Here is a 3860-nt window from a genome sequence, read left to right on the forward strand (position 1 = left end):
GTGCCACCGGGGCCGCGGGGCGCGGCTCGGCGACGGCTGTGCTCACCGGCGCCGGGGCGACCTCGCGAGCGGGTGCGGGCTGCGCGGTCGCTGCGTCCGCACGCACCAGGGGCGAATGTCGGACCTGCCAACCGGTCGGCGCGCTCGGCGCGCCGTTGGAGCCATTCGGGTCCGAGCGTGCGGGAGGCGCGATGTCCGGCACGGGAGCCGGCCGGGGAGCCGGCGTGACAGGCGGGGCGACGTCAGGCGCGCTGAGCGCGACGTCACCTTCAGCTTTGCGCTGCACGCGGTCGAGTAGCGACATCCTCTCGTGCGACTCCAATATCTGTACGGCGGCCCTGCCAAGGCTATCCAGCGCTGCTCACGACCCGGCGCGGTCCGTGCAACGATCCTGTCAAGGGGGCGCCGTCGACGCTCGATCCCGCTTCGCGGGCCACACCGCTCCACGAATCGCCGACATCCCGGTTACGAAGCGTTACCGGGACCGTGCACCGGCGCTGCCCTGGGGTATTCCTCAGCCCATGACGGCAGCCGAGTCCGCAGTCGACGACGTCCACTGGGAGGAGCTCACTCGCACGGCCGCGCGGGTGCGCGCCGAGGATGAGGACATCGTCACAGCGCCGCGTTCCTGGCGGCGCAGGGTGACCGCTGCGACGTACTTGGTGGCGCTCGCAGGCGTGAGCGTCGCCGCGCTGCACGCCGTCGGCAACGCCACGCCGGTGCGCGCGGACAGCGGCGCGGACTCGGCCCTCTTCAGCCTCACCAACCAGGATCGCGCCAGCAACGGCGTTCGCTCGCTGGGCGGCAACGGAACCCTGGGCGCCATCGGCGAGGGAGGCCGGTACAACGGCTGCGGCTTCGCGGTCAACGGACGTTCGGTCGACATGATCCAGCGCAACTACTTCGCCCACCCCATCCTCAACTGCGGGGGGCAGCTCGTCTTCTCGATGATGCAGGCGTTCGGGATTCGCTATCAGTCTGCCGGTGAGAACATCGGCTGGAACACGTACGGCGACTCGGGTACCGCCGCGTCGCAGATCAACTCCGCCTTCATGAATAGCCCCGACCACCGCGCCAACATCCTCAACGGCAACTTCACCGCGCTGGGCGTCGGCTCCGCCAACTCCGGTTCCGCCGCATGGACCGGCGGTGGCGGCAGCTACACGGGCGCCTGGATGTTCTCCGAGGAGTTCGCCCAGCTCGCCGGCTCGCCTCCGCCTCCTCCTCCACCGCCACGGCCGAAGCCCGCGCCACGTCCCCCCAGCGCCCCGACGCGCAACACCGCACCACCGCCGCCGCCGGCGCAACCGCCGGCCACGTCTGCGCCCGCACCGACGCCCACGCCTGCTCCGACGGCGACGCCAACGCCCGCGCCCACCGAGGTGCCGACGCCGACTGCCCTACCCGACCTGAGCGTCCCGCCCCTGCTCGCGACTCCCGGTGGACTCCTGTTCAACTCCGTGGAGTCCGTGCTGGAGAACTACCTCATCGCCTGATGTCGCTTCAACCCCTGCAGGCGGCGCGAGCCACATGGCGCGGTCGCACCTCACGCAACGACGAGGACCACACACTATGAGCACCGTCGCCCCTCCCGCCCCGGCGGCAACCACCGTGGTCGTCGCTGACGAGCTCCGCAAGACGTACAGCATCAGCCGACCGCCCCGCGACGTGCTGCGCGGCGTGTCGCTGCAGGTGACGCGAGGCGAGTTCGTGGCGCTGATGGGCCCGAGCGGCTGCGGCAAGAGCACGCTGCTGCACATCCTCGGTGGCCTCGAGCCGCCGGATGCAGGCACGGTGTCGGTCGAGGGCAGGTCGCTGTACAACCTCGACGACGGTCCACTCTCGGCATTCCGCCGTGACCGCATCGGCTTCGTGTTCCAGTTCTTCAACCTGCTTCCCAACCTGACCGCTGCCGAGAATGTGGCGCTGCCGCTGCGGTTGCGCAACGAGGGCTCGCGGCGTCACCGCGACGGCCGCGTCAGCAAAAGGTCGATCGACGAACGCGTGTCGCTGCTGATGACCCAGCTCAACCTTCATGGTCTGCAGGGGCACGGCCCCGAAGAGATCTCCGGCGGCGAACAGCAGCGGGTCGCCATTGCCCGGGCCCTGGCCGCCGCCCCCGCGCTGCTGCTGGCCGACGAGCCCACGGGCAACCTCGACTGGACCAGCGGCCACGAGGTGATGGCGCTGCTTGTGCAACTCTGCAGAAGCGCCCAGCAGACCGCGGTGCTGGTCACCCACGACGCGCGAGTCGCCTCCCACGCCGACCGCGTGCTGGTGATGCGCGACGGGCGGATCGTCGATGAGGTCAGGCTCGACCACCGCGGCGACGACGATGAGCGCGCAGCCGTCGGCGTCCTGGTCGCGCGCTTGGACAAGCTCGACCTGTGAGCCTGCCCTGGGCGCTTGCCCTTCGCGCCATCCGCAGCCGCCCCCTGCGAGCACTGCTCAACGGTCTGGCGGTGGCGCTCGGCACCGCCGTGGTCCTCGGCGTCGCTGTCACGATCAGCGGGCTCAACGGCCAGTCGCAATCAGCCGCGCAGGCGGCCGCAGGCTCGTCCGGCCTGGACGTCCGAGTCGCTGCCGGGACCGGTCTTACAGCCGATGCCGCCGCCAGCCTGAGCACGCTGCCCGGCGTCACCAACGCGGTGCCGCTGTACCAGAAGCGCGTCATCGCACGTTTGGGCTCAGACGACCTCAGCGGGACGACAGTTGAAGTCATCGCCATGCGTGACGGCAGTGTCGCGCTGCGCCCGCTCTCACTCGGATCGGGACGCATGCCCGCATCGACGAGCCACAGCGAGATTGTTCTCGACCAGGGTCTGGCCGCGCTGCTGACCACGAGCGCGCACAGCAAGCCCCTGGTCCTCGGCAGCGTGATCCAGCTGACCACCAACACGGGTCCTGACAACTTCACAATCGTCGGCTTCTCCAACGGGGGCGGAGCTGCGGGCTTCACGCGCAGCGGCGTGTATGTCACGGAAACATCCATGCTCAGTCAGTTCCGTCTGGGCCTGCGCACGGCTTTCGTCGCGCTCCACCTGCAGAGTGGCGCGGACCCGACGCATGTCGCCGACGAGGTGCGCTCGGTGGTGAGCGCGCCGGTCACCACCACCGACCCGGTCGCGGGGGTCGGGTCCCCGCTCGGGGAGGTGCAGCCACTGCTGCTGCTGTTGACGGTGCTGAGCATCGTGGTCGGGGCGGGAGCGACCGCCAACAGCGTGGCTCTCGCCGCCAGTGAGCGCCGCCGTGAGGTGGGCCTGCTTCGCGCTGCCGGGGCGTCATCGCAGCAGGTCTTCCGACTCTTCATGCTCGAGGTGGCGATCGTCGCCGTGGCAGCCATCCCCGTGGGGCTGCTCGCCGGCGTCGGGCTCGCAGCGCTGCTGGAGGTGCGCCTCACGCCCGCTGACCTGCCGGTGCCAACCCTCAACCTCTCCGCGCCTCAGCTGCTGCTGGCGGCCCTCGCAGGGGCGGCGGCCGCTCTTTTGGGGGGTGCGATCCCCGCCTTGGCCAGTGGCCGCCGGCCAATCCTCTCCGGTCTGCGCCCGCACCCGGGTGCCGAGCGCGAGCGCGTGGCCGCCTTCCCCCTCAGCCTCTCCCCGATCGCGTTGCTGATCGGCGCGGTGCTCTTCATCACCGGCGACGGCAACGCCGCCGCCGCCGCCACGGTGCTGGTCATCGCCGGCGTCCTCTGTGCACTGCCTGTGCTGGCACCGTGGATGGCGCGGACGGTTGGCCTGGTTGCCTCGCTGTTCACCCCCAAGGCGGGCGCTGCCGCACGCAACCTGGTGCGGCGCCGCAATCGCACAGCCCTGACCATCAGCGGGCTCACCATCAGCGTCGCCAGCGCGGTGGCGGTC

3 protein-coding genes are annotated in these 3860 nt (G+C 70.8%); all 3 read left to right on the forward strand.

Annotated elements, in window-relative coordinates; genetic code table 11:
* Positions 1 to 521: 521 nt before the first annotated feature.
* On the forward strand, positions 522 to 1496 hold the full coding sequence (locus JF886_RS05855; protein ID WP_337310520.1) for a CAP domain-containing protein: 975 nt from the start codon (positions 522 to 524) through the stop codon (positions 1494 to 1496).
* 76 nt (positions 1497 to 1572) lie between these two features.
* Complete coding sequence (locus JF886_RS05860) at positions 1573 to 2391, forward strand: ABC transporter ATP-binding protein (RefSeq protein WP_337310522.1); 819 nt, start codon at positions 1573 to 1575, stop codon at positions 2389 to 2391.
* A partial coding sequence (locus JF886_RS05865) for an FtsX-like permease family protein (protein ID WP_337310524.1) occupies positions 2388 to 3860 on the forward strand: 1473 nt, incomplete at its 3' end. The genes JF886_RS05860 and JF886_RS05865, both read left to right, overlap by 4 nt.

Origin of the sequence: Candidatus Aeolococcus gillhamiae (assembly GCF_016464765.1) — a bacterium.
Classification (GTDB): Bacteria; Chloroflexota; Dormibacteria; order Aeolococcales; family Aeolococcaceae; genus Aeolococcus; species Aeolococcus gillhamiae.